At 74.1% G+C, this 2,567-nt stretch carries 2 protein-coding genes; both read left to right on the top strand.

The window, feature by feature from the left end:
- Positions 1-252: 252 nt before the first annotated feature.
- Positions 253-1,887: a bifunctional 3-(3-hydroxy-phenyl)propionate/3-hydroxycinnamic acid hydroxylase gene (locus EYA84_RS30345; protein ID WP_131057645.1), complete on the top strand. Its 1,635-nt coding sequence runs from the start codon at positions 253-255 to the stop codon at positions 1,885-1,887.
- A 101-nt stretch (positions 1,888-1,988) separates the two neighbouring features.
- A complete protein-coding gene (locus EYA84_RS30340) occupies positions 1,989-2,534 on the top strand; it encodes an alcohol dehydrogenase catalytic domain-containing protein (RefSeq protein ID WP_236146050.1) in 546 nt (181 codons plus the stop codon).
- Positions 2,535-2,567 lie beyond the last annotated feature (33 nt).

The raw sequence follows: 2,567 nt of genomic DNA, 5'->3' as shown, positions 1-2,567 counted from the left end.
GGCCCGACCCGCGCAGGGATCAAGCCTGACCGCCCGGAGCGGGTCGGGCCTGCCGGAAACCCCACCCCACACGGGTCGGTCCTGCCGGAAACCCCACCCCACACGGGTCGGTCCTGCCGGAAACCCCACCCCGGCAGCGAAAACCAGAACCCCAACCGGAAATCTACGAAACCTCCACACCCGCCCGCTCTGCTGGACCCGTACAACGGTCCCCGCCCGGCCACCCCGGGCGGCCAGGTGTGGAGGAACGAGATGAACCCGGCCCAGTCGTCGTCGCCCGGCGAGGTCCAGGAGGTCGACGTCGTCATCGTCGGGTGTGGTCCGGTCGGTGCGCTGGCCGCGAACCTGCTCGGGATGCGGGGCGTCCGCACGCTCGTCGTCGAGCGGAGCACCGCACCGCACGGCCAGCCGCGCGCGTTCTCCTGCGACGACGAGGCGCTGCGCATCTATCAGCAGGCCGGTCTGCTCGACCGGATCGTCGGCGACCTGCACCAACCGGTACGCGCCGACTACGTCAACGCCGCCGGCCGGCGGTTCGCCACCATCGCCTTCGACGAGGTGGACTTCGGGTTCGGGCACGCGCCGCTGAACTTCTTCGACCAGCCGTTGCTGGAGCATGCTCTGCGTACCGGGCTGGAGCGGTTCGACCACGTGACGCTGCGTATCGGCACGGAACTGGTCGACCTGCGGCAGGACGAGGGCGGGGCCGACCTGGTGTTGCGGGACGTGGTCGCCGACCGGTCGTACCCGGTGCGGGCCCGGTTCGTGCTCGGCTGCGACGGTGCCCGGAGCATCACCCGCACGGCGGTGCGGATCCCGCTCGCCGGCGCGAGTTACGCCGAGCCGTGGCTGGCGGTCTCCGGGGACGTGGCGTCGGACGGGATCCGGGCGCCGCACACCACCTTCGTCTGCGACTGGCGGCGTCCGGCGTTCGTCTCACCCGGGTCGCGGGGCAGTTACCGGGCGGAGTTCATGCTCCAGCCGGGCGAGACCGAGGACGACATGCGGCAACCGGCGAAGATCGCCGAGCTGGTGTCGCCGTACGTGGACCCGGACCGCTTCACCGTCACCCGCGCCGTGGTGTACACGTTCCACCATCTCATCGCCACCCGGTGGCGGGAGGGACGGGTGTTCCTGCTGGGCGACGCCGCGCACCAGATGCCGCCGTTCCTCGGGCAGGGGCTGTGCAGCGGACTGCGGGACGCGGCGAACCTGACCTGGAAACTGGCGCTGGTGCTGGCCGGCGAGGCCGACCCGGCGCTGCTCGACACGTACGAGACGGAACGTCGGCCGCACACGGCGGCGATGGCGGAGACGAGCGTCCGCCTGGGTCGGGTGTTCCTGGCCCGTAGTCGGCGGGCCGCGTGGGTACGCGACAGCGTGCTGCGGGCCGTGCAGACCGTGCCCCGGGTACGCCGTTTCGTGCGGCACTTCGAGTTCAAGCCGCTGCCCGCGTACGCGCGTGGGCTGTTCGCCGGCGGCCGGCGCGACGGTGCCGTCGGGACGATGTTCCCGCAGCCCCGGGTGGCTGTCGGTGGCGATCCGACGCCCCGCCTGCTCGACGATCTGCTCGGCGACGGCTTCGCGCTGGTCGGGCGTACCCTGCCGGCGGAACCGCCCCGCCTGCCGGGGCCGGCGCGGTCCGTCGTGACGCATCCGGCCGGCACCGATCCGGCGCGCCTGCCGGCGGGCGACGACGCCCGGGTCCACGTCGTCGATCTGGACGGAACGGTCGACGCCTGGCTGCGGCGGCACCGGGCGGACGTCGTGGTGCTGCGGCCGGACCGGTTCGTCTTCGCCGTCGCCGGGAGCGACGGCCTGGACGGGGTGACCCGCACGCTCGCGGTCGACCTGGGGGCGACCGCCTCCCGCCAGCGCACCGGCTAGACCGCACTGCGGCACCGGACGCGGGCGGCGCGGATCCGTCCCCCGCTCGCTCCTGCCGGCCGGTGTTCCGGGACGGGCCGGTGACGTGCCAGGATGCGGCCATGCGTGCCGTGATCTTCGACGAGTTCGGTGCCCCGCCGCAGGTCCGCGACGTGCCGGACCCGACGCCACCGGCCGGTGGCGCGGTCGTGCGGGTCGAGGCGACCGGGTTGTGCCGCAGCGACTGGCACGGCTGGCAGGGACACGATTCGGACGTCGTCGTGCCGCACGTACCCGGGCACGAGTTCGCCGGTGTCGTCACCGCCGTCGGCGACGGCGTGCGGGGCTGGCGACCGGGTGACCGGGTCACCGCGCCCTTCGTCTGCGCCTGCGGGCGGTGCCCGTCGTGCCAGGCGGGCGACCAGCAGGTCTGCGAGCGGCAGAGCCAGCCCGGTTTCACGCACTGGGGCTCGTTCGCCGAGTACGTGACCGTGCGCGACGCCGACGTCAACCTGGTCCGGCTCCCCGACGAGCTGGACTTCCCGGCCGCCGCCGCGCTCGGCTGCCGCTTCGCCACCGCGTTCCGGGCCGTGGCCGCGCAGGGACGGGTCGCGGCCGGCGAGTGGGTGGCCGTGCACGGCTGCGGCGGGGTGGGCTGTCGGCGGTGATGATCGCGCTGGCGTGCGGGGCCCGGGTGGTGG

Origin of the sequence: Verrucosispora sp. SN26_14.1 (genome assembly GCF_004307965.1) — a bacterium.
Classification (GTDB): Bacteria; Actinomycetota; Actinomycetes; order Mycobacteriales; family Micromonosporaceae; genus Micromonospora.
Note: the sequence above shows the minus strand (reverse complement) of the source record. Positions and strands in the feature narration are given on the sequence as shown.

Bases quoted from the DNA above. Each gene is read 5' to 3' on its own strand.
- EYA84_RS30345 (WP_131057645.1), top strand. From the start codon at position 253: ATGAACCCGGCCCAGTCGTCGTCGCCCGGCGAGGTCCAGGAGGTCGAC.
- EYA84_RS30340 (WP_236146050.1), top strand. From the start codon at position 1,989: ATGCGTGCCGTGATCTTCGACGAGTTCGGTGCCCCGCCGCAGGTCCGC.